Origin of the sequence: Faucicola osloensis (assembly GCF_020041925.1) — a bacterium.
In the GTDB taxonomy this organism is placed as follows: Bacteria; Pseudomonadota; Gammaproteobacteria; order Pseudomonadales; family Moraxellaceae; genus Faucicola; species Faucicola osloensis_D.
Genome location: NZ_CP083409.1, coordinates 1,956,960 through 1,976,796, shown reverse-complemented (window position 1 = coordinate 1,976,796; position 19,837 = coordinate 1,956,960). Strand labels below are relative to the sequence as shown.

At 43.7% G+C, this 19,837-nt stretch carries 20 protein-coding genes; 16 read left to right on the top strand and 4 right to left on the bottom strand.

Annotated features, from left to right (window positions below):
- Positions 1–23: 23 nt before the first annotated feature.
- Both LAJ61_RS08765 and rsmA read right to left on the bottom strand, forming a co-directional pair.
- Positions 24–854 carry a symmetrical bis(5'-nucleosyl)-tetraphosphatase gene (locus LAJ61_RS08765; protein WP_219330975.1) on the bottom strand — a complete coding sequence of 277 codons (831 nt, stop codon included), beginning with the start codon at positions 852–854 and terminating at the stop codon, positions 24–26.
- 48 nt (positions 855–902) lie between these two features.
- A complete protein-coding gene (rsmA, locus tag LAJ61_RS08760; protein ID WP_224053605.1) occupies positions 903–1,772 on the bottom strand; it encodes a 16S rRNA (adenine(1518)-N(6)/adenine(1519)-N(6))-dimethyltransferase RsmA in 870 nt (289 codons plus the stop codon).
- 373 nt (positions 1,773–2,145) lie between these two features.
- On the opposite strand from rsmA, the gene ychF reads away from it, so the two are divergent.
- The gene (gene ychF, locus LAJ61_RS08755; RefSeq protein ID WP_224053604.1) at positions 2,146–3,237 is read left to right on the top strand and encodes a redox-regulated ATPase YchF; all 1,092 of its coding nucleotides are present in this window, start codon (positions 2,146–2,148) and stop codon (positions 3,235–3,237) included.
- A 55-nt stretch (positions 3,238–3,292) separates the two neighbouring features.
- On the opposite strand, the gene LAJ61_RS08750 is transcribed toward ychF, so the two are convergent.
- Complete coding sequence (locus LAJ61_RS08750; protein ID WP_224053603.1) at positions 3,293–3,478, bottom strand: hypothetical protein; 186 nt, start codon at positions 3,476–3,478, stop codon at positions 3,293–3,295.
- Between the two features lie 68 nt (positions 3,479–3,546).
- On the opposite strand from LAJ61_RS08750, the gene LAJ61_RS08745 reads away from it, so the two are divergent.
- The 15 genes from LAJ61_RS08745 to LAJ61_RS08675 all read left to right on the top strand — a co-directional run bounded on the left by LAJ61_RS08745 (position 3,547) and on the right by LAJ61_RS08675 (position 18,495).
- Positions 3,547–3,741, top strand: coding sequence for a hypothetical protein (locus LAJ61_RS08745; protein WP_224053602.1), 195 nt, complete (start codon positions 3,547–3,549; stop codon positions 3,739–3,741).
- A gap of 146 nt (positions 3,742–3,887) precedes the next feature.
- Positions 3,888–4,316, top strand: a complete 429-nt coding sequence (gene rplM, locus LAJ61_RS08740) for a 50S ribosomal protein L13 (protein ID WP_036601896.1) — start codon at positions 3,888–3,890, stop codon at positions 4,314–4,316.
- 10 nt (positions 4,317–4,326) lie between these two features.
- Positions 4,327–4,713, top strand: a complete 387-nt coding sequence (gene rpsI, locus LAJ61_RS08735; protein ID WP_007116510.1) for a 30S ribosomal protein S9 — start codon at positions 4,327–4,329, stop codon at positions 4,711–4,713.
- A 250-nt stretch (positions 4,714–4,963) separates the two neighbouring features.
- Complete coding sequence (gene petA, locus LAJ61_RS08730) at positions 4,964–5,548, top strand: ubiquinol-cytochrome c reductase iron-sulfur subunit (protein WP_224053601.1); 585 nt, start codon at positions 4,964–4,966, stop codon at positions 5,546–5,548.
- 19 nt (positions 5,549–5,567) lie between these two features.
- Entirely contained in the window at positions 5,568–6,785 is a 1,218-nt protein-coding gene (locus LAJ61_RS08725) for a cytochrome b (RefSeq protein WP_172823566.1), read from the top strand.
- The gene (locus LAJ61_RS08720; protein WP_144917350.1) at positions 6,785–7,498 is read left to right on the top strand and encodes a cytochrome c1; all 714 of its coding nucleotides are present in this window, start codon (positions 6,785–6,787) and stop codon (positions 7,496–7,498) included. Before LAJ61_RS08725 ends, LAJ61_RS08720 begins: the two co-directional genes overlap by 1 nt.
- A gap of 148 nt (positions 7,499–7,646) precedes the next feature.
- On the top strand, positions 7,647–8,258 hold the full coding sequence (locus LAJ61_RS08715; protein ID WP_144917348.1) for a glutathione S-transferase N-terminal domain-containing protein: 612 nt from the start codon (positions 7,647–7,649) through the stop codon (positions 8,256–8,258).
- A gap of 25 nt (positions 8,259–8,283) precedes the next feature.
- Entirely contained in the window at positions 8,284–8,718 is a 435-nt protein-coding gene (locus LAJ61_RS08710) for a ClpXP protease specificity-enhancing factor (RefSeq protein ID WP_224053599.1), read from the top strand.
- 81 nt (positions 8,719–8,799) lie between these two features.
- A complete protein-coding gene (gene rpoZ, locus LAJ61_RS08705) occupies positions 8,800–9,066 on the top strand; it encodes a DNA-directed RNA polymerase subunit omega (protein ID WP_224053598.1) in 267 nt (88 codons plus the stop codon).
- A 356-nt stretch (positions 9,067–9,422) separates the two neighbouring features.
- Entirely contained in the window at positions 9,423–11,588 is a 2,166-nt protein-coding gene (locus tag LAJ61_RS08700; protein WP_224054838.1) for an HD domain-containing protein, read from the top strand.
- A gap of 27 nt (positions 11,589–11,615) precedes the next feature.
- Positions 11,616–11,996: a Rid family detoxifying hydrolase gene (locus LAJ61_RS08695; protein WP_224053597.1), complete on the top strand. Its 381-nt coding sequence runs from the start codon at positions 11,616–11,618 to the stop codon at positions 11,994–11,996.
- A 151-nt stretch (positions 11,997–12,147) separates the two neighbouring features.
- On the top strand, positions 12,148–14,376 hold the full coding sequence (locus LAJ61_RS08690) for a primosomal protein N' (RefSeq protein WP_224053596.1): 2,229 nt from the start codon (positions 12,148–12,150) through the stop codon (positions 14,374–14,376).
- Between the two features lie 131 nt (positions 14,377–14,507).
- A complete protein-coding gene (locus tag LAJ61_RS08685) occupies positions 14,508–15,572 on the top strand; it encodes a cation diffusion facilitator family transporter (RefSeq protein WP_224053595.1) in 1,065 nt (354 codons plus the stop codon).
- Between the two features lie 289 nt (positions 15,573–15,861).
- A complete protein-coding gene (locus LAJ61_RS08680) occupies positions 15,862–16,617 on the top strand; it encodes a hypothetical protein (RefSeq protein WP_224053594.1) in 756 nt (251 codons plus the stop codon).
- A gap of 18 nt (positions 16,618–16,635) precedes the next feature.
- The gene (locus tag LAJ61_RS08675; RefSeq protein WP_224053593.1) at positions 16,636–18,495 is read left to right on the top strand and encodes a monovalent cation:proton antiporter-2 (CPA2) family protein; all 1,860 of its coding nucleotides are present in this window, start codon (positions 16,636–16,638) and stop codon (positions 18,493–18,495) included.
- Between the two features lie 115 nt (positions 18,496–18,610).
- Here LAJ61_RS08675 and LAJ61_RS08670 read toward each other — a convergent pair whose 3' ends face one another.
- The gene (locus LAJ61_RS08670) at positions 18,611–19,813 is read right to left on the bottom strand and encodes an ammonium transporter (RefSeq protein WP_224053592.1); all 1,203 of its coding nucleotides are present in this window, start codon (positions 19,811–19,813) and stop codon (positions 18,611–18,613) included.
- Between the last annotated feature and the right edge of the window lie 24 nt (positions 19,814–19,837).

The following is a 19,837-nucleotide window of genomic DNA, read 5'->3' as shown; positions in this document are numbered from 1 at the left end:
TTATTTTGCTTTACAAAGAAAGGTTATTTTGCTTTACAAGTTTGACAAATAACCTGCTCATCTTCTAGGCGGTATGCCATCATACTGCCGCCCCACACACACCCTGCATCCGTGGCTCGGGCATTTGCCAAATCGACTTTGGCTTTTAGCGCCGCCCAGTGACCAAATAAGATTTTACGTTCGCGCGGCACTTGCCATTCAAACCACGGACGAAACCCCTCTGGCATTTTATCATCGAGACTGGATTTAAAGCTAAACTCTAGCGTGCCGTCCATTTGACACAGGCGCATACGGGTAAAATAATTGCAAATCGCCCGCATACGCGCGTAGCCTGTCAGCATATTTGACCAAGGAACAGCCGTATCGCTATACAGGTTTGGCAGCAGTCTATCGAGTTGCCATAAGCTACTTTGCAGCTGAGTTTGCAATTCTGACGCATGCATGGCTGCTTGGGTAATACTCCAGTTTGGTGGGATGCCTGCATGCACCATCACGGTTTTATCATTGGGATAGACAAGCAGCGGCTGGCGACGAAGCCAGTTAAGTAGTTCATCACAATCTGGGGCGTCAAAAATCGCTTGGGTTCTATCCTTTTTTTTGATCTTTATGACACCACGCCATACTGCGATTAAGTTAATATCATGATTGCCCAACACCATTTCGGCAGCCCCTGCTTGGCAAAGACGTTTTACCAGACGTAGCGCACTTAGCGAGTCTTCACCGCGTGCCACGATATCGCCGACAAACCATAATTTATCTTGCTGTTCATCAAACCCAATTTGCTTGAGCAGTGCCTGCAAATCGGCATAACAGCCTTGAATATCGCCAATGACAAATTGATGTCGAAAACCCATAACACCTCATACATCTTCAAAGTAAAATTTTAAAAACCTACAAAAAAATTAACCATTTGCTGCCATACCGTTTGCCGCGATGCCGTTAGCTAAAGTTACAAAATCTTGTACTGATAACGTTTCGGGACGCGCCAGTGGATTGAGTCCCCATGCCACAAGTTGGTGTTCTGTGACCGCAGGCAAAATCGGCGATTTTTTAAAAATCGCGCGCAGTGTTTTACGGCGATGATTAAATGCCTCACGTACCACAAGGGCAAACAGCTTTTCATTGTCAGCCACAATCGGTTTTTGTTGATAAGGTCTGAGCCGAAATACCGCACTCGTCACTTTGGGTGGGGGGTTGAATGCCCCATTTGGCACCGTCAGTAAATAATCAGTTTCACAATAATACTGCATCATAATGGATAAACGACCGTATTCTCGGCTATTCACTTCTGCGGTGATGCGATCAACCACTTCCTTTTGTAGCATAAAATGCATGTCTTCAATGACATCGGCAAAACTTAGTAAATGAAACAATAACGGCGTAGAAATATTGTATGGCAAGTTACCGACAATGCGCATTTTTTTGTCAGCCGTAGCATTAGGGTTGTCGTGAATGATTTGCTTGAACAGCGCACGGTAATCCACTTCCATAGCATTGGCTTTGACAATGGTTAAGCCATCATTGCTATTGGCGCCAATACGAATGCGCAAGCTGTCTGCCAAATCGGTATCAAGCTCGACAACGGTCAAGCGATTGACTTCCTTGAGTAGCGGCTCAGTAATCGCGCCCATGCCTGGACCAATTTCAACCATCAAATCATCGCGACCTGCATGAATACTGTCAATAATTCTCCCAATAATCACCTGATCATGTAAAAAATTTTGCCCAAAACGTTTTCTAGGCTGATGCGATAAAAAAGCAGAGACTGTCACTCAAAACATTCCTATAAAAATGAATAATTATCAATGTTGTGCAGTATACGATAACATTCACCGTCATCAGACACATATCACTATCAAACTGATCATTATAGCATAGCTTGACGCCCCATTATGACAATTTCATGACAACTCGAGACTCTCACAATAGTATAGCAATACTATACCAACAGCATGGTAAGAGTATGACAGCAATCTGCCCAATCGCTCAATTTAAATTTTTGTAGTCTATGTCATGCTACAAATTTTTGATGGGTTAAATTTTTGATGGTTCAATTTTTTGATGCGTCAATCGCCTGTCGAATTCTGATGACTAAGTTGTTATAATGCAACAAATTTAACTAACCCTTTATTTAGTGAGCATTGTATGGGCTTTAATTGTGGTATCGTCGGATTGCCAAATGTTGGTAAATCAACCCTGTTTAACGCATTGACCAAAGCTGAGATTGCGGCAGAAAACTTCCCGTTTTGTACCAAAGATCCCAATACTGGGATTGTGCCTGTACCCGACCCACGTCTCAAACAACTTGCCGATATCGTCAAACCTGAGCGCGTTGTGCCCACCTCAATGGAATTTGTGGATATTGCTGGCCTAGTGGCAGGCGCCTCCAAAGGCGAAGGCATGGGTAATCAGTTCTTAGCCAATATCCGTGAAACCGATGCAATTGCCCATGTGGTGCGCTGCTTTGATGATGACAACGTGATTCACGTCGATGGACGCGTCAACCCATTATCCGATATCGAAACCATCAACACCGAACTTGCGCTTGCTGACCTTGAAGCAGTGAGCCGTGCGATTATCAATGTCGGTAAAAAAGCCAAAGGCGGTGATAAAGACGCCAAAGCCATGCTGGATGTGTTTAACAAAATTGAGCCATTTTTAGCCGATGGTAAGCCTGCGCGCATGGCAAATCTGGATGAGGATGAGAAAAAAATCATCCGCAGCTATGGTTTAATCACCCTAAAACCGACCATGTATATTGCCAACGTGAGTGAGGATGGCTTTGACAACAATCCTTATCTTGACCAAGTACGGGAATTTGCGGCAAAAGATGATGCGTTGGTCGTCGCACTATGCAACCAAATCGAATCAGAAATCGCCCAGCTGGATGACGATGAAAAACAAGAGTTTTTAGAAAGTATGGGTATGACTGAAGCAGGGCTTGACCGTGTGATTCGCGCAGGTTACGAGCTGCTTAATATGCAAACGTATTTTACCGCAGGGGTCAAAGAAGTGCGCGCTTGGACGGTCAAAGTCGGTGCGACTGCCCCTGAAGCAGCAGGCGTGATTCATACCGACTTTGAGCGTGGCTTTATCCGCGCCGAAGTGATTGCGTTCGATGATTTTATTGAATACAACGGTGAAAAAGGCGCGGCAGCGGCCGGTAAATCTCGCCTCGAAGGTAAAACCTACATCGTGCAAGATGGCGATGTCATGCACTTTAGATTTAATGTATAAATTTAAGCAACACAAAAAGGAATAAGCTCACCCTTTCTTTGCTCTTATTCCTTTTTTATACAAATAAAACACAATAAGGCTTACCATCAATAAAATCTTTTCCAAGCAATTTTACGGATTTGAACGTTTCGCCCCCATCGTCTGATACCATAACAATTAACTCTTGGTCTTCGAAAGTTTTTAATTCTTTGATGACCTGCGTGATGGATTTTTCAAGGTCTTCCCATTGACTCACTTCCATATCATCTCTTTAAGCAACTAATAGGTTATAAGGTCTATAATTCATCATAAAAATTTGGAACTTAAACTATGGATAACATTAATATAACTTTACCTCGAAAATTCTGGAGTTTTGTAGCCGAAGCGATTGACTATCGTATTAAAGCCTACCAACAAGAACTAATTGAAATTGACGATGAAGATAGAATTGCTGAAATTCAAAACGACTTGCCTTTACTGGAAATATCTTTAAAGGATATTCAAGAAAAATTGCGATATAACTGAAAAATTTACGAAATATTTTTTTGCCAAAGTGACAAGCACATATTGCAACTTCTTGACACAATCCCTATAATATGCGTTCGTAATTTTGAGAGCCCTCGTTTCCCAGACACTCACTCTCAACTATTAACTCAAAAAGGTTTTTAAACATGAAAACTATCAGTGCTAAACCACATGAAGTGACACACGATTGGTACATCGTCGACGCTGAAGGTAAAACATTAGGTCGCTTGGCGAGCGAAATCGCATCACGCTTACGTGGCAAGCATAAACCTTCTTACACCCCTCACGTTGACACAGGCGATTATATCGTTGTGATTAATGCTGAGAAAGTTGCCGTGACTGGTAAAAAAGCGCAAGACAAAAAATACTACCGTCACACCGGTTACCCAGGTGGTATCAAAGAGACTAACTTTACCAAACTTATCGCACATAAGCCTGCTGACGTACTTAACAAAGCGGTTAAAGGTATGTTGCCAAAAGGTCCATTGGGCTATGCGATGATTAAAAAGTTAAAAGTTTACTCAGGTACTGAGCATCCTCATACTGCTCAACAACCTCAAGTATTAGATATCTAAGGAGTAACACATGGAACGCAATTACGGTACAGGTCGTCGTAAAACTTCAACAGCTCGTGTGTTCTTATCTGCGGGTACAGGTAACATCGTCGTCAACGGTAAACCACTTGATCAATACTTTGGTCGTGAAACATCAGTAATGGTTGTACGTCAACCTTTAGAATTACTAGATGCTGCTAGCAAATATGATATCTATGTGACTGTAAAAGGTGGCGGTATCAATGGTCAAGCAGGCGCGATTCGCCACGGTATTACCCGTGCATTGATTGAGTCAGACGAAACTTTAAAACCAGCGCTTAAAGAAGCGGGCTTTGTGACTCGTGACGCGCGTGAAGTTGAACGTAAAAAATTGGGCTTACGTAAAGCACGTAAACGTCCCCAATTCTCAAAACGTTAATATTTTTCGTGGTCGAAATTCTCGTATCGACCGCGTTTTTTGGCGTTTACAAAAAAGACTCTTGTTTATCGCAAGGGTCTTTTTTATTTACCTTAGGTAATTTATTTTATTGCAAAAATAGCATAAAATAGCAAAATTAGCGTAATTTAGGCACAGCTAAGGTGGCAATTCTGTAACAACTGATTTACAATAGCCACAAACCCAGTGTGGGAATATGATTACCCACTTCATTAATCTGGAGGAGTTCTTAATGAGCCATGCCGAAGGCGTCGACGTTAAGCGTCGAAGAGTTTTAATCGCATCCACTGCCGCTATGAGCGCAGTCGGTGTCGCTGCTATTGCTACGCCGTTTGTGCGTTCATGGTATCCAAGTGCAAAAGCAGAAGCTGCGGGCGCACCTGTTAGCCAAGACCTAAGCAAACTCGAAGCAGGACAAATGATTGTTATCAAATATCGTGGTAAACCGATTTTTCTTGTCAAACGTACCAAAGAGATGATGGATAATTTATCAAAAGTAGAATCATCACTTGCCGATCCAAAATCAGAAAGTTCATTACAACCTGACTACTGCAAAAATAATAGCCGTTCAAAAGACAATAGTGAAGTTCTAGTGTGTGAAGGGGTTTGTACTCACTTAGGTTGTGCACCAGGTTATCGTCCTGATGTCGGCGCAGCAGATTTGGGTGGTAGCAGTTGGTTTGGCGGATTTTTATGCCCTTGTCACGGTTCAAAGTATGACTTAGCTGGACGTGTTTTTAAGGGTCAACCTGCGCCTCGTAATTTGCCAGTTCCTGAGTATAGCATCAGCGGTACTATCTTAACGGTGGGGGCATAATATGAATGCAAAGAAATTTATGCATTGGGTGGATGCGCGCTTTCCAGCGACAGAAACTTATGAATACCATATGTCAAAGTATTACGCACCAAAGAATTTCAACTTTTGGTACTTCTTTGGCGTATTATCGATGGTGGTATTGGTCAATCAGTTAGTGACGGGTATTTGGCTAACCATGATGTTCAACCCAAGTGCAGAAGGCGCATTTGCTTCTGTAGAATACATTATGCGTGATGTACAAGGTGGTTGGTTAATTCGTTATATGCACTCAACTGGTGCCTCGGCATTCTTCGTGGTCGTGTATCTGCATATGTTCCGTGGCTTGTTGTATGGTTCATACCAAAAACCCCGTGAACTGGTTTGGCTCATCGGTATGGGTATCTATCTGTGCTTAATGGCAGAAGGTTTCTTCGGTTACTTATTACCTTGGGGTAATATGTCTTTCTGGGGTGCGCAGGTTATTTTAAACTTACCAGCAGCGATTCCATTTATTGGTGATGCATTGGGAGAATGGGTAAAAGGTGACTATATCATCTCTGGTATTACCCTAAACCGCTTCTTCGCGTTACACGTTGTTGCGATTCCTTTGATTTTAGTGGGTCTGGTATTTGTTCACTTGGTAGCATTGCACCATGTTGGTTCTAACAACCCAGATGGTATCGATATCAAAAAACTTAAAGATAAAAATGGTGTACCCCTTGATGGTGTGGCTTTCCACCCGTACTACACCGTGCATGATATGATTGGTATTGTGGTATTCTTTATCATTTTCTTTACCGTGGTATTTTTCTTCCCAGAAGGCGGCGGTTTCTTCCTTGAGCCACCAAACTTTGAAGCAGCAAACCCACTTAAGACCCCTGCTCACATTGCCCCTGTTTGGTACTATACGCCTTTTTATGCGATGTTACGTGCAACTCCGTCTATGTTTGGTTCAGCCCTGCCGGGTGTTATTGTGATGGCAGCATCAATTGCTATTTTATTTGTATTGCCTTGGTTAGACAAATCACCTGTGCGTTCAATGCGTTATAAAGGTATGTTGTCAAAAATTGCACTTGCTATCTTTGTTGTTAGTTTCTTGATCTTAGGTTACTTAGGGGTAATTCCATCAAGTGATACCGCAACGCTTGTGGCACGTATTTGTACTATTTTGTATTTCTTGTTTTTCTTGCTAATGCCAATCTATACATCGATTGAAACTTGCAAACAGCCACCTGAACGTGTAACTGGAGGTCACTAATGAAAGCGGTTAAAAAATTAGTTGCTGGATTGGGTTTGACAGTTGCACTAGGTTTGGGCGCGACAGCTGCACAAGCTAGCGAAGGCGGCTGTGGCACCTACAAAACGGTTGATGGTAAAGACGCGCATTTGGCGTGTGAAACCGCGCCTGTGGATTTGACCAATAAAGCGTCTATTCAACGTGGTGCCTCATTATTCATGAGTTACTGTGCAGGCTGTCACTCAGCGCAGTATGTTCGCTACTCAAAAATGTACAAAGACTTGGACATTCCAAAAGAGTTGGTGGAAAAATACTTGATGCTGACCACTGACCAAGTCGGTGACCATATCAATGCAGGCGTAGACCCAGAGCTTCAAAAAGCTTGGTTTGGTGCGCAGCCACCTGATTTGTCACTTGAAACACGTCTACGTGGTAACGATTGGGTTTATACGTACTTGTTAGCCTTCTATGAAGATCCAAGTCGTCCTTGGGGTGCCAACAACATCGTACTACCCAATGTTGCCATGCCGTTCGTCCTTCATGATATGCAAATGAACACCTCAAAAGAAGAATATCGTCGTAATATTGGTGATATCGTCAACTTTATGGCGTGGATGGCAGAGCCTCAAGCGCACCAACGTAAAGTGTATGGTTTTTGGGTCATTTTATTCTTACTTGCGTTATTAATTCCAGTTTACTTACTCAATAAAGAATTTTGGAAAGACGTTAAATAAGGGTTGATATAAAAAAAGGTAGCTTAGGCTGCCTTTTTTTATGCGCATTTATTGCTTGGTTGGTATGATAACTTTCACAGTTATTGCTAATTCAGTCATTTTAAGCTAGGCTTATCCTTTACGCTGATACAGCTTATTATTTTTAATTATGTTGACCCCTACTTCGAACACCCCGTTGATTTATGCCGATGATGGCTACCTAAGTCACCAATTAAGACTGGTTTTACTTGAGAAAAAAATAGAATTTAGTGAGACGAACATTCGTGATGATGAGGATTTTGCCGAAGATTTACCTGATATCAACCCTTACAACACGCTGCCGGTATTTATTCATCGCGAATTGATTTTATATAACAATCGCATTATTTTTGAATACCTTGAAGAGCGCTATCATCAGAACAAACTGCTACCTGAAAATCCGATTGAAAAGGCGCAATACCGTCAATTATGGTGGCGCATTGAGAAAGATTGGATTAAATTGGCAGATACGCTATTGACCGATAAGGATACCTTAGATGTCAATCAAGCAAAGATTGCAAGAAAGCAACTGACTGAATCACTGGTTACCATAGCGCCGCTGTTTGCCCATAAAGCTTTTTTTCTTTCAGATACCATGGGTATATGTGATTGCATTTTGTCATCGATTTTATATCGCTTAAAACCCATGGGTATTGAATTGCCGCTGCACCTGTGCCGTCCGTTGTATCAATATATGGAGCGGATGTTTAATCGCCCAACCTTTAAAACTAGTTTAAAATAGTAATCATTAAAATAAGAGAATCACCATGGAAAACGACTTTCAACTAACCCCGACTCGCCCTTATATGGTACGCGCTATTTTTGAATGGCTTGAAGACAATAACCTGACCCCACATATCATGGTCGATACGACGCAGCCCAATGTCACGGTGCCTGTCGAATATGTGCAAGATGGTCGTATCGTACTTAATATCGCTAGCCGTGCTACAGGTAATTTGGTCATTAATAATGATTTTATTAATTTTCATGCACGATTTGGCGGTGTTTCGCAAGAATTATGGGTGCCGATGCAAGCGGTGATGGGGATTTATGCCAGAGAAAATTCACAAGGCATGTTCTTTGACCCAACGGAATACGATAATGCACCGCAATCTGAAATGAATGCCAGTCAACCAGCCGAGTCCACCGATGCACAACGTCCAAAACGTGAAAACAAAGCAGGGTTAAAAATCTTGGATTAGTGCATTGTCACTGGCAATATGGGTTTAATTTTGTTAAAATAATCAATTACTTTTTTAGTTTTGAATAGGATAACCATCGTCATGGCACGTGTCACTGTAGAAGATTGTCTAGAAAATATCCACAACCGTTTTGATTTGATTCTTGTTGCCAGTAAACGCGCGCGCCAAATCGCACGCGGTGTATCAGAACCTATGGTTGAGCGTGAAAATGATAAACCAACCGTACTTGCCCTGCGCGAAATCGCTGAAGGCCTTGTGACTAAAGATATCTTAAATCAACCTGAGCGCGAATTGCCTAACAAATTTCACCATGTCGATTTGAGCATTTCAAATGGTCATGGATTCTAACGATAGCTTAAGCCACTGTTAATAGTTAGCGACTATTATTTTATAAAGAGTCACCTTTTTTAGGTGACTTTTTAATTGAATGAAACGTGGAATTATATGTAACTTAGCTTGACAATTCACGGTAATTTTGCGAATAATTAAGATATCTTTATAATACGTTTTTACTAACTTTAGCTGGTTTGATGCCAGCTATTTTTATCCAACCGTTTTTTATGATAGAGTTACCTGCTGACCAGGACAATATGAATTTTTTAGCAGGTTAAACCTATCGATCGTACGTTGAGGGCACATTTTTGAATATATCAACTTTACCAAAATTAAGCCATCCTGATGTGGATATTGCACAGTTTGACCTAATGCGTGTATTGGATTATTTGGATGATGCCGAACAGCAAATTGTTCTCAAAGCCTGTGCCTTTGGCGACCAAGCCCATATCAAAGATAAACGCAAATCCGGCGAGCCTTATATCACCCACCCTATGGCGGTAGCGGAGATTTTGGGTAGTTTTCGCATGGATGTCGATACCATTGTGGCGGCGATTTTGCATGATACCGTGGAAGATACACCTACCACTGAAGAAGATTTGACCCGAGAGTTTGGCAAGGCAGTTGCCCAAATCGTCAATGGTGTTACCAAATTAAAATCCTCCAATGAAAAACACATCAATAAAGCCGCGACTTTTTATCGCATTATTACCGCAACGCTAGAAGATCCGCGCGTGTTGATTGTCAAATTGGCTGACCGCTTGCACAATATGACCACCATCGAAGCGGTGCCCGAAAAAAAACAACAGGCAACTGCACAAGAAACGTTGGATTTTTATGTGCCGTTTGCTCGTACGCTTGGGCTTAATGATTTAGCCGACTATATCGAAATTTTATGTTATCGCAGCCTAAATGCGCCTATGTATAATAAATTATCCGATAAGCTTATGCAGCATGGCTTGGGGCGCACCTTTCAACAAGAGGCTATTCATAACTATTTAAATATTGTTTTGAGCCGACTGGGCGTTAAAGGTTATGTCAAAGATGTCGATAACCGCGTGACTTTGTTTCGCCAGTTTTTTAAAAACCGCGGCGAAATTACCGATTTGCTGTGGCACTATGAATTTATGCTAGTCATGGATAAAGTGGAAGACTGCGACCAAATCGCCAAGTATTTTATCAATAAATACCAAATTGCGGCTGAGTGTATCGAAGACAATATCCGTCATCCGCGTGCGGGGGGCAACCAATCATTTACCATCACCTATAAAAACGACCATGACACCATCAAAGTGGTCATTTTGACTAAAACCATGCTCAAAACCACCCGTTTGGGGATTTTGATGGGTGAAGCCGCATCGCCTCTTAGCCAGTCGGTGATTCAGGCGTCTCTACGCAATCTGCAAAACTTGATTGCCGACAATGAAAGCGATATCGAAGAGCAGCCGTCTGATGCGGTGACGGTGGTCGATAAACTGATTGATTATCTTCATGAACGTAAAATTATTTGCTATACCCCAAACGGTGATGCCTATGAGTTGCCGCGCGGCTCCACAGCGCTTGACTTTGCCTATACTATCAGTACCCATATCGGTAACCGTGCAACGGGCGCTGAGATCAATGGCGTCGAAGCCAAACTGGGTACGATTTTGAAAACTGGCAATAGGGTCAAAATTCATACCGACCCCAATGCGATTCCAAAAGCGGAGTGGCTGGGTTTTGTGGCAACCAATAAAGCACGGCGTGCGTTGTTTGAATGGTTAAAAGGCTTAAATCCTGAGCAAAAAGAGCACGAAGGTAAAACCGCCTTTGAGCGCGCGCTTAAAACGCAAAATCTTTCACTCGCTGATGTGAGTGATGAGCAATGGCAATTGCTACTTGATTGGCGGGGCTTACAGGATAAAAGTGCGTTCTTTACGGAGTTTACCACAGGTAAATTGCTGCCGCAGATTGCCGTTTCGCGCTTATTGACCCAAGAGCAGCTTGCCAAAAACCAAGCCAGCGCCCATGCCGCTAACCAACCGCAAAGCTTGATTGCGGATGCAGCCAACATGGAGATGACGTTTTCAAGCTGTTGTCATCCGGTATATGGCGACCCGATTGTCGGGCATATTTCAAAAAATGGCTTGGTGGTACATCGACACAAATGTTTTTCAATTGATGAAATTCGCCGTGTCAACGAATACCAAGTGATTCCGCTACATTGGCGAATGTCTAACAGTGAGGATGAGATATCCAAGCGTATTTATTTTGATGCCGCGCTAAAAATTAATCAAAACTTGACCGATGAGCAAATCAGCGATTTAATCTTTATTGTACGTGACACTCAAGCGGGTTTTGAATATATCGAACAGCGTAATGGCTATACCTTGCTGTTTGTGGTGGTGCAAAGCCGTGACCAGATTACAAGCTTAATTCAGCGCCTACGTACCTTCTTGGGCTACCCCAATATTGTAAGACTGTATCAATGGAATGACGAAGTGCTACTTTCTCAGAGCCAAAACACGTCTGCACCAAAAAATAAAGATATTTTATAAACCCATCATACTGTAATAGGAAATAATATGAGCCGTGACATCATTCATACTGACAATGCCCCTGCTGCGGTAGGCACTTATTCACAAGCCGTGAAAGTTGATAAGACTGTTTATATTTCAGGTCAAATCGGACTCGACCCAAACACCATGACCCTAGCCGATGGCTTTGTTAATCAGGCCAATCAAGTCATGTCGAACATCGAGGCTATCTGCCAAGCCGCAGGCGGTTCGTTAGCCAATGTGGTGAAGTTTAATGTTTCACTCACTGATTTGGCAGATTTTACGGCCTTAAATGAGATTTTTGCGGCGCGCTTAACTGCCCCTTACCCTGCCCGTGCCGCGGTGCAAGTCGCTGCCTTACCAAAAGGTGCGGTGGTAGAAATTGAAGCGATTTTGGTTTTAGATTGATTTTGGTTTTAGATGACTGTTAACCCGCTCAAATGGAAGGTGAGTTACAAGACTTGCCTTTTTTTATGTCAAATTTTTGCCCATCTGACCACAGTTTAACGTATAGAATTGGGCTATAATTCAACCCTACAACAATTTTTAAAGGTGTGTTTTGCTGATACAAGTTGCCTTACCTGTCCCCATTGATTCGGTGTTCGATTATCGCGTTGTGGGCGATGCGTTGCCTGCGATTGGCTGCCGCGTCCGAGTACCGTTTGGTGCGCGCAAATTGGTCGGCATTGTGGTGGCGCATATTGAGCACAGTCAGCTTACGCAAAATGCCATTAAACCTGTATTGGACATACTTGATGAAGTGCCGATTATCGATGAGGCATTGCTAAAACTCGCTTATTGGCTGTCTGCTTATTACTGCTATCCGCTTGGCGATGTGTTTTCTGTCATGCTGCCGACGTTAATTCGTCAAGGGATGACGCTTGACTACCGACAATTATGTTGGCAACAATTACGTGATGCCACTGACGAGGATTTTTCCGCCAGTGCCAAAAAACAACGCCAACAATTTGCTTTATGTGAACTGGTCATTAACTCGCATAGCAATTCGCATGGTAATGACACAAAGCTTGTAAGTGAGTTTGCGCTGGTAGACAACGGTGTCGAACCCGCTTATTTAAAAAAATTTGAGCAAAAAGGTCTGATTGCGCCTGTTTATCAAATGCCATCTTTACCCAAGCTTGCTAAGCTTGCCACCACGCCGCTCACCTTAAATTTGCAGCAACAACAAGCGGTGCAAAAAATCACCCATGCCTGCAAGCAGCCACACTATGAAGGTTTTTTGCTCAATGGGATTACGGGAAGTGGCAAGACCGAAGTATATTTGCAAGTGATGCAAACGGTACTGGCGCAAGGCAAACAAGTGCTTATCTTAGTGCCAGAAATTGGGCTGACCCCACAGACCAGACAGCGATTTGCCGAACGATTTGAAGCCCAAGTATTGATGCTACATTCGGGACTTAATGACACCGTGCGGCTTGATGGCTGGCAACAATGCCGACTGGGCTATGCGCAAATTATTATCGGTACGCGTTCGTCAGTGTTATACCCATTTGCCAATTTAGGGCTGATTATTGTCGATGAGTCGCATGACCAATCTTACAAACAGCAAGACTCTCTGCGCTATCACGCCAGTGACGTGGCGCTCTATCGTGGGTTTCAGCTTAATTGTCCGGTGATTTTGGGCACCGCGACGCCATCGCTTGAAAGCCTGTATTTGGTACAACAAGGTAAACTTACCGAGCTTACTTTGACCCAGCGTGCAGGCGATGCCAAACCTGCCATCATGCAGCTGATTGATGCGCGCCAACAGGCATGGCAAAACGGTTTGGCGCAAAGCTTAATTCAAGCCATTCGGCAAACGTTGGATAAAGATGAGCAAGTATTGGTATTTTTAAACCGTCGTGGCTACGCGCCCATCTTATTGTGTGATGCTTGCGGTTGGCAAGCAGACTGCCCGCGCTGTGATGCGCATTTGACAGTGCATTTTCAGCCAGTGGCAATGCTAAAATGCCATCACTGCGATTGGCAGCAAGCCATCCCGACACATTGCCCCAGCTGTGGTAGTAGCAATCTTGACCCTGTAGGCATGGGCACTGCGCGGATGGTTGAAGGGTTAACTGAGCTTTTCCCCGATGCGCCTGTGATTCAAATTGACCGCGATACCACGCGTAAAAAAAACAGTTGGGAGCAAGTGTATCAGCGTATTGCTGACAATCCCAAAGCTATTTTGGTGGGCACGCAAATGGTGGCAAAAGGGCATCATTTCCCCAATGTGACCTTGGTGGCAATCCCCAATGCGGACCGTGGTTTTTTATCCTCAGATTTTCGCTCGCCTGAGCATACCGCCCAGCTGATTATCCAAGTGGCAGGTCGTGCAGGTCGTGCCGATAAAGCGGGTCTGGTACTGATACAGACCCTACAACCTGAAAATCCTGCGTTACTGACTTTGGTACGTGAAGGATATCTAAGTTTTGCCCAGCAATTATTGGCTGAGCGGTGCATGTTGGGATTACCGCCATTTACTTACGCTTGTTTAGTACGGGTGGAAAGCAAATCGTTAGAAAACAATCAGCAAATTTTGCATCAAGCGATGGCGCTGTTGCCATCACGCCAGCACATGACAGCCTTGGGTATTGCGATTAATGGCCCGGTGGATGCGCCGATGGCAAAGAAAAACAGTCGCTATCACTCACATTTATTAATTTTGACCAAAACACGCCACGTTCGCCAGCAGCTATTGTCGGACTGGTGGCGACAGACGATTGCGTTGCCATCGGCAAAGTATGCCAGACTATCGATTGACATTGATCCGATGAGTTGGTCTTAATGGTACTTGCAAAACAATTGATTTTGCTAAACCGTTTATTTTAGGGTGATGTTTAAATGGGCTTTTTTCAACTCGCTGATTGGGTTACAATTTAGCTAATTTTTACCATTGATTAGGGTAAGTAAATAACAATGACACCAAAACCGCTTCAAGATTCAAAGCAGCCTACTGACGCGCACCTTGACGACCCTCATGTGCCACATCATGAGCAGCCTAATGCGCATGGTCATGGCAACAATCACCGCCATGATGACGCTGACCACAGTCATAGTCATAGTCACAGCCATACCGATAATCAGCGTATCATCACCATAGCGTTTGCTATCATTGCAAGCTATATGATTGTTGAAGTCATCGGCGGTTATATTACTGGCAGTTTGGCGTTGTTATCAGATGCAGGTCATATGTTTAGTGATGCGGTGTCACTTGCCATGACTTTGTTTGCGTTTATCATCGGTAAAAAATCTGCTACCTCGCATAAAACTTTTGGCTATCGCCGTTTTGAGATTTTGATTGCGCTCATTAATGGTCTGACGCTACTGATTATCAGTGCAGGTATTATCTATGAAGCGGTGCTGCGTTTTCAGCAGCCGCCACAAATCGCCACTACGGGTATGCTAGTTATCAGTACTATTGGGCTTATTGTCAATTTGGTGGTGGCGAAGCTGATGCACGGTGGTGATACTGATAATCTCAATATGAAAAGCGCTTATTTACATGTATTAAGTGACTTGCTAGGCTCGGTGGCTGCGATTATTGCTGCTATTGTGATTATGCTGTTTGGCTGGGTGTGGGCAGATGCGGCAGTGAGTATTTTGGTGGCGCTACTGATTGTTCGCAGTGGTTATGCTGTTGTCAAAAATGCCGCCCATATTTTGATGGAAGGCGCGCCCAATCATATTGACCAAAGCGTTATTATCCAAACCCTCTCTGCCCACCCAAACGTGTTATCGGTTCATGATTTACATGTCTGGACGATTACCAGCGGCTTACATAGTTTATCTTGTCATATCATTGTCCCAAGCTCGCTTACCCTACAGCAAACTGATGCGCTATTATCAGACTTACAACACGAGTTACAGCATTTAGGCATTGGGCACAGTACCATTCAATTTGAGAGTGATTTGCATGCGCACTCCGCGCAGTTTAATTGTGATATTGCCCGCACACCCCCTGTCCATGCGCACGCGCACTAACCGACTTTTTGACCCGAAGTGCAAAAAGTCGATGTTGCTGAGCGTTTTTAGTTTTTGTTTTGTGGGGTTTGCTGTTTGCTTGCTTAACTTTTCTTACGATTAACTGCGTGATAGTGTCCATTACTTAGGCTAAATATGTTAGGATGAATCAGCACCATACTGTGGCAAGCCTTGTTTGCTAAACGCTTGCTAAACGTTTGCCACACAATTAAACATGTGTATTTAATATCTATATTAGGTTTCTATTAAATCTATATAAAAATCATTAGCTTACTTCGGTTAAACGCGTATGACACACCGTTCTGCACCTTTCGTGGCACCCAACTTGCATCTCACCCAATCTGATGGCTCAGACAACTCAGATAATAGCAATCCCCCAGCATTGCTGGTCGATGAAAAGGCGCATAAAAAACAGGTCAAGTTATTGCTCTCCACCTTGCAAGCCGATATTGCCCAGTTTCGGGATAATTTTTTTCCGCCGCCCTATCTCACCCAAATTCAAGATTTGCCTATTTATGCAGGCAATTTGGCAGAGGTGCAAAGCTATGAGCAAACCTGGCAAGCTTTGATTGACCGCGCCAAAGGGTTTTATCCTTCAGCAGGATTGCCGCCTGATTATCTGCCATTACCCGCAAGCCTTGAGATACCGCAGTTTATTTATCATGTGCAAAAACTACATTTGACCCGTACCAAAGCCAAAGAATCCAAAAATTTTGGCTCGGTGGGTGCACTGGTTGAAAAATGCGGTCCGTATGAGGATGCCCAGTTGATGGCGATGGAAAATGCCCTAGCCAAAGGCGAAGACGTGCGGCTGGTGGCGCATCGTGAATTCATTGATTTACGGGCTTATGTGTTTTGTCGCAATCCTAAAGGTGAATTGCTAGAGCCTGAACGGATTCGTTTTTATCGCACAGGTTTGGTTATTCAAACATTAGCAGACTTTAAAGTGGTGGACAGTCGGCAAACTCCCCGTAAAAAACGCAATGACGCCTATAAAAATGCGATTGCCGATAACGGGATTTGGAAAATTTTTGTCAAAAATTAAAAATATTTGAGGTTTTGTATGTTTGTGCTTGCTGCCAGTGCTGATAGTTCTATGATGCTTGACGCAACTATCTTTTTGGGTGCGGCAGTGATTTTGATACCGCTTGCCAAGCGTTTTGGTATCGCCACGGTATTGGGTTATTTGTTTACAGGCTTATTGCTGGGTCCAAGTTTTTTAAAAGTTGCGGGTAACCCCGATGACTTGCTGCATTTTTCTGAATTTGGGGTCGTGCTGCTATTATTTATTATTGGTTTAGAGCTACAGCCCTCTCGGCTTTGGGCACTTAGGCAACAGATTTTTGTGTTAGGCGGGCTGCAGGTGATTGTCACGGGCGTGGTGCTGATGCTGCTATCGTGGTATTTTTTAGATATTCGGCTATCACATAGTTTTGTCATCGGTTTTGGCTTGGCGCTGTCATCAACGGCGTTTGTGTTGCAGTTATTGGGTGAAAAAAAGCAGCTTGCCACCACGCATGGTCAGCAAGCCTTTACTATTTTATTGTTTCAAGATATCGCGGTTATTCCTTTACTTGCCGCATTGCCATTTTTGTCGGGCGCGCAAGAGCAAAATTACGATTGGATTTATTTTGCCAAAGTCATCAGTATTTTTGCTGGCATGATATTTGTCAGTCGGTTTGTGGTACGTCCTTTCTTTAAATTCGTGGCTTCTAGTAACGCCACCGAGCTGCTCACCGCCACGGCGTTGTTTATCGTACTGGGTGTGTCGCTACTGATGAATTATATAGGCTTGTCAATGGCACTTGGGGCATTTTTAACCGGGGTACTACTGGCTGACTCCGAATACCGCCACGAGTTAGAGGCGAGTATTGAGCCATTTAAGGGGTTGCTGCTTGGGCTGTTTTTTATGTCAGTCGGTATGCTCACCAACGTCAAATTAATTGTCGCCAAGCCCTTACTCATCATTGGCTTGGCAGTATCGCTGATGCTCATTAAGTTTGTGGTGCTGACAATCATTGCACGGCTCATGGGCAACAAAAACGAAAGCAGTATCCGTCTTGGGGTGACGCTAGCGCAAGGCGGGGAATTTGCGTTTGTACTGTTTAGCGTGGCGACCGCCCAGCATCTGTTAACCCGTGAACAACAAAATATCCTAAACCTTGTGGTGACTGTCTCAATGGCAATGACGCCACTGGCATTTTTATTACTGGAAAAAATTGGCAATCCGATATTTGCCAAAGCTAAGCCCAGTAAAGAATACGACAAAATACCCAACCATGAGCACGCAGTGGTGATTGCAGGCTTTGGACGTGTCGGGCAAATCATCGGTCGTGTGCTACGCATGCACAATATTGAATTTACCGCGATTGAAAAATCTGCCAACCAAGTCGATTTCGTCCGCAAATTTGGTAACCAAGTATACTATGGCAATCCCCAAAATCCTGAAATCCTACGCGCAGCAGGGCTTCAACGAGCCAAAGTTTTTATTATTGCCATTGGCGATATTGAGCTGTCTGCAACGGTGGCCGATCATGCCGTACGCAATTATCCGCATCTGACCATCTTGGCACGTGCCAAAAACCGTGAGCATTATTATCGTTTGCGCGATGCGGGGGTTAAGTATATTTGGCGAGAAACCTACCTATCTTCGCTGGATATGTCACGCGAAACTTTAGAAGTATTGGGCATGGAGCCAAAAACCGCACGAAAAACTGTGCAAATGTTCCGCGATTATGATGACGCGTTAATTGAACGGCAGCGCGCCATCTATGAAGATGAAGCCGAGATGATTGCCTCAGCACAATCGGCGATTCAAGAACTCGAAAGCTTATTTGATAGCGATATGACTACCGCAAAAAATGAACTACAAAAAGAAAAAGAGCGATTTGAAAAATTGGCCGATGAACCCAAGCCGCATTAGCCGCATACGAATCATTAAACAATAAAAAAGGGCAATCACGTTCACGATTGCCTTTTTTTCAACCAAATAACTCAAACCTCAATAGCTAAAACCTAAATAGCTAAAACTCAAATCACTAAAACATATCGCGATCAAAGGTAGAGGAGATTTTATGAATCGACAAATCCGCGCCATTGAACTCTTCTTCATCGCCTAAACGTAGTCCCATGAACTGCTTGATAATCCCATACACCAAAAATCCTGTCGCTGTCGCAAAAAGGACGCCCATTAAACTGCCAAGTAGCTGCGCCCAAAAACTCACGCCACCATGACCACCAAGCCAATGTTGCCCAAAGATACCCACGGCAATTCCACCCCACAATCCGCACACCCCATGCAGCGGCCATACGCCAAGTACGTCATCAATTTTTAAACGATTTTGGGTAAAGGTAAACAACCATACAAACAACCCGCCCGCGATACCACCGACCACTAAGGCGCCTAAAGGGTGCATGATATCCGAGCCTGCACACACTGCGACCAGACCTGCCAACGGACCGTTATGCATAAAGCCTGGGTCGTTTTTGCCCACTATCATCGACACCAAAGTACCGCCCACCATCGCCATCAGCGAATTGACGGCTACCAGTCCTGAGATACTGCCGATTTTTTGTGCCGACATGACATTAAAGCCAAACCAACCGACAATCAAAATCCATGAACCCAATGCCAAAAACGGAATAGATGACGGTGGATGGGTACTGGCATAGCCGTGTTTATAGCGGTTACGTCTGACACCAAGCAATAATACCGCGCCCAAGGCTATCCAACCACCAAATGCATGCACCACGATAGAACCCGCAAAATCATGAAATTGCACGCCAAATAGCGACGCAAAAAAACCTTGCAACCCATAATTGCCATTCCATACCACCCCTTCCATCACAGGATAAAAGAAAGACACAATCACAAAGGTTGCCAAAAAAAGCGGCAATATTTTGGCACGCTCTGCTACCCCACCTGATACGATAGCTGGAATTGCGGCAGCAAAAGTCAGTAAGAAGAAAAACTTCATCAGCTCATAGCCATTGTCGAGCAACAAAACATCAGTACTATGAAAAAAATTGATACCATATCCAAGTGGATAGCCAATAAAGTAATAGGCAATGGTGGAAATACAAAAATCGCCCAAAATCTTACCGAGCGCATTGACTTGGTTTTTTGCCCTGACCGTGCCTAATTCTAAAAACGCGAAACCTGCATGCATCGCTAGAATCATCACTGACCCAATCAATAAAAACAACACATCTAAACTTGAATGCAAAACTGGCTGCTGCATTAACACACCTCACTCACATGGTCA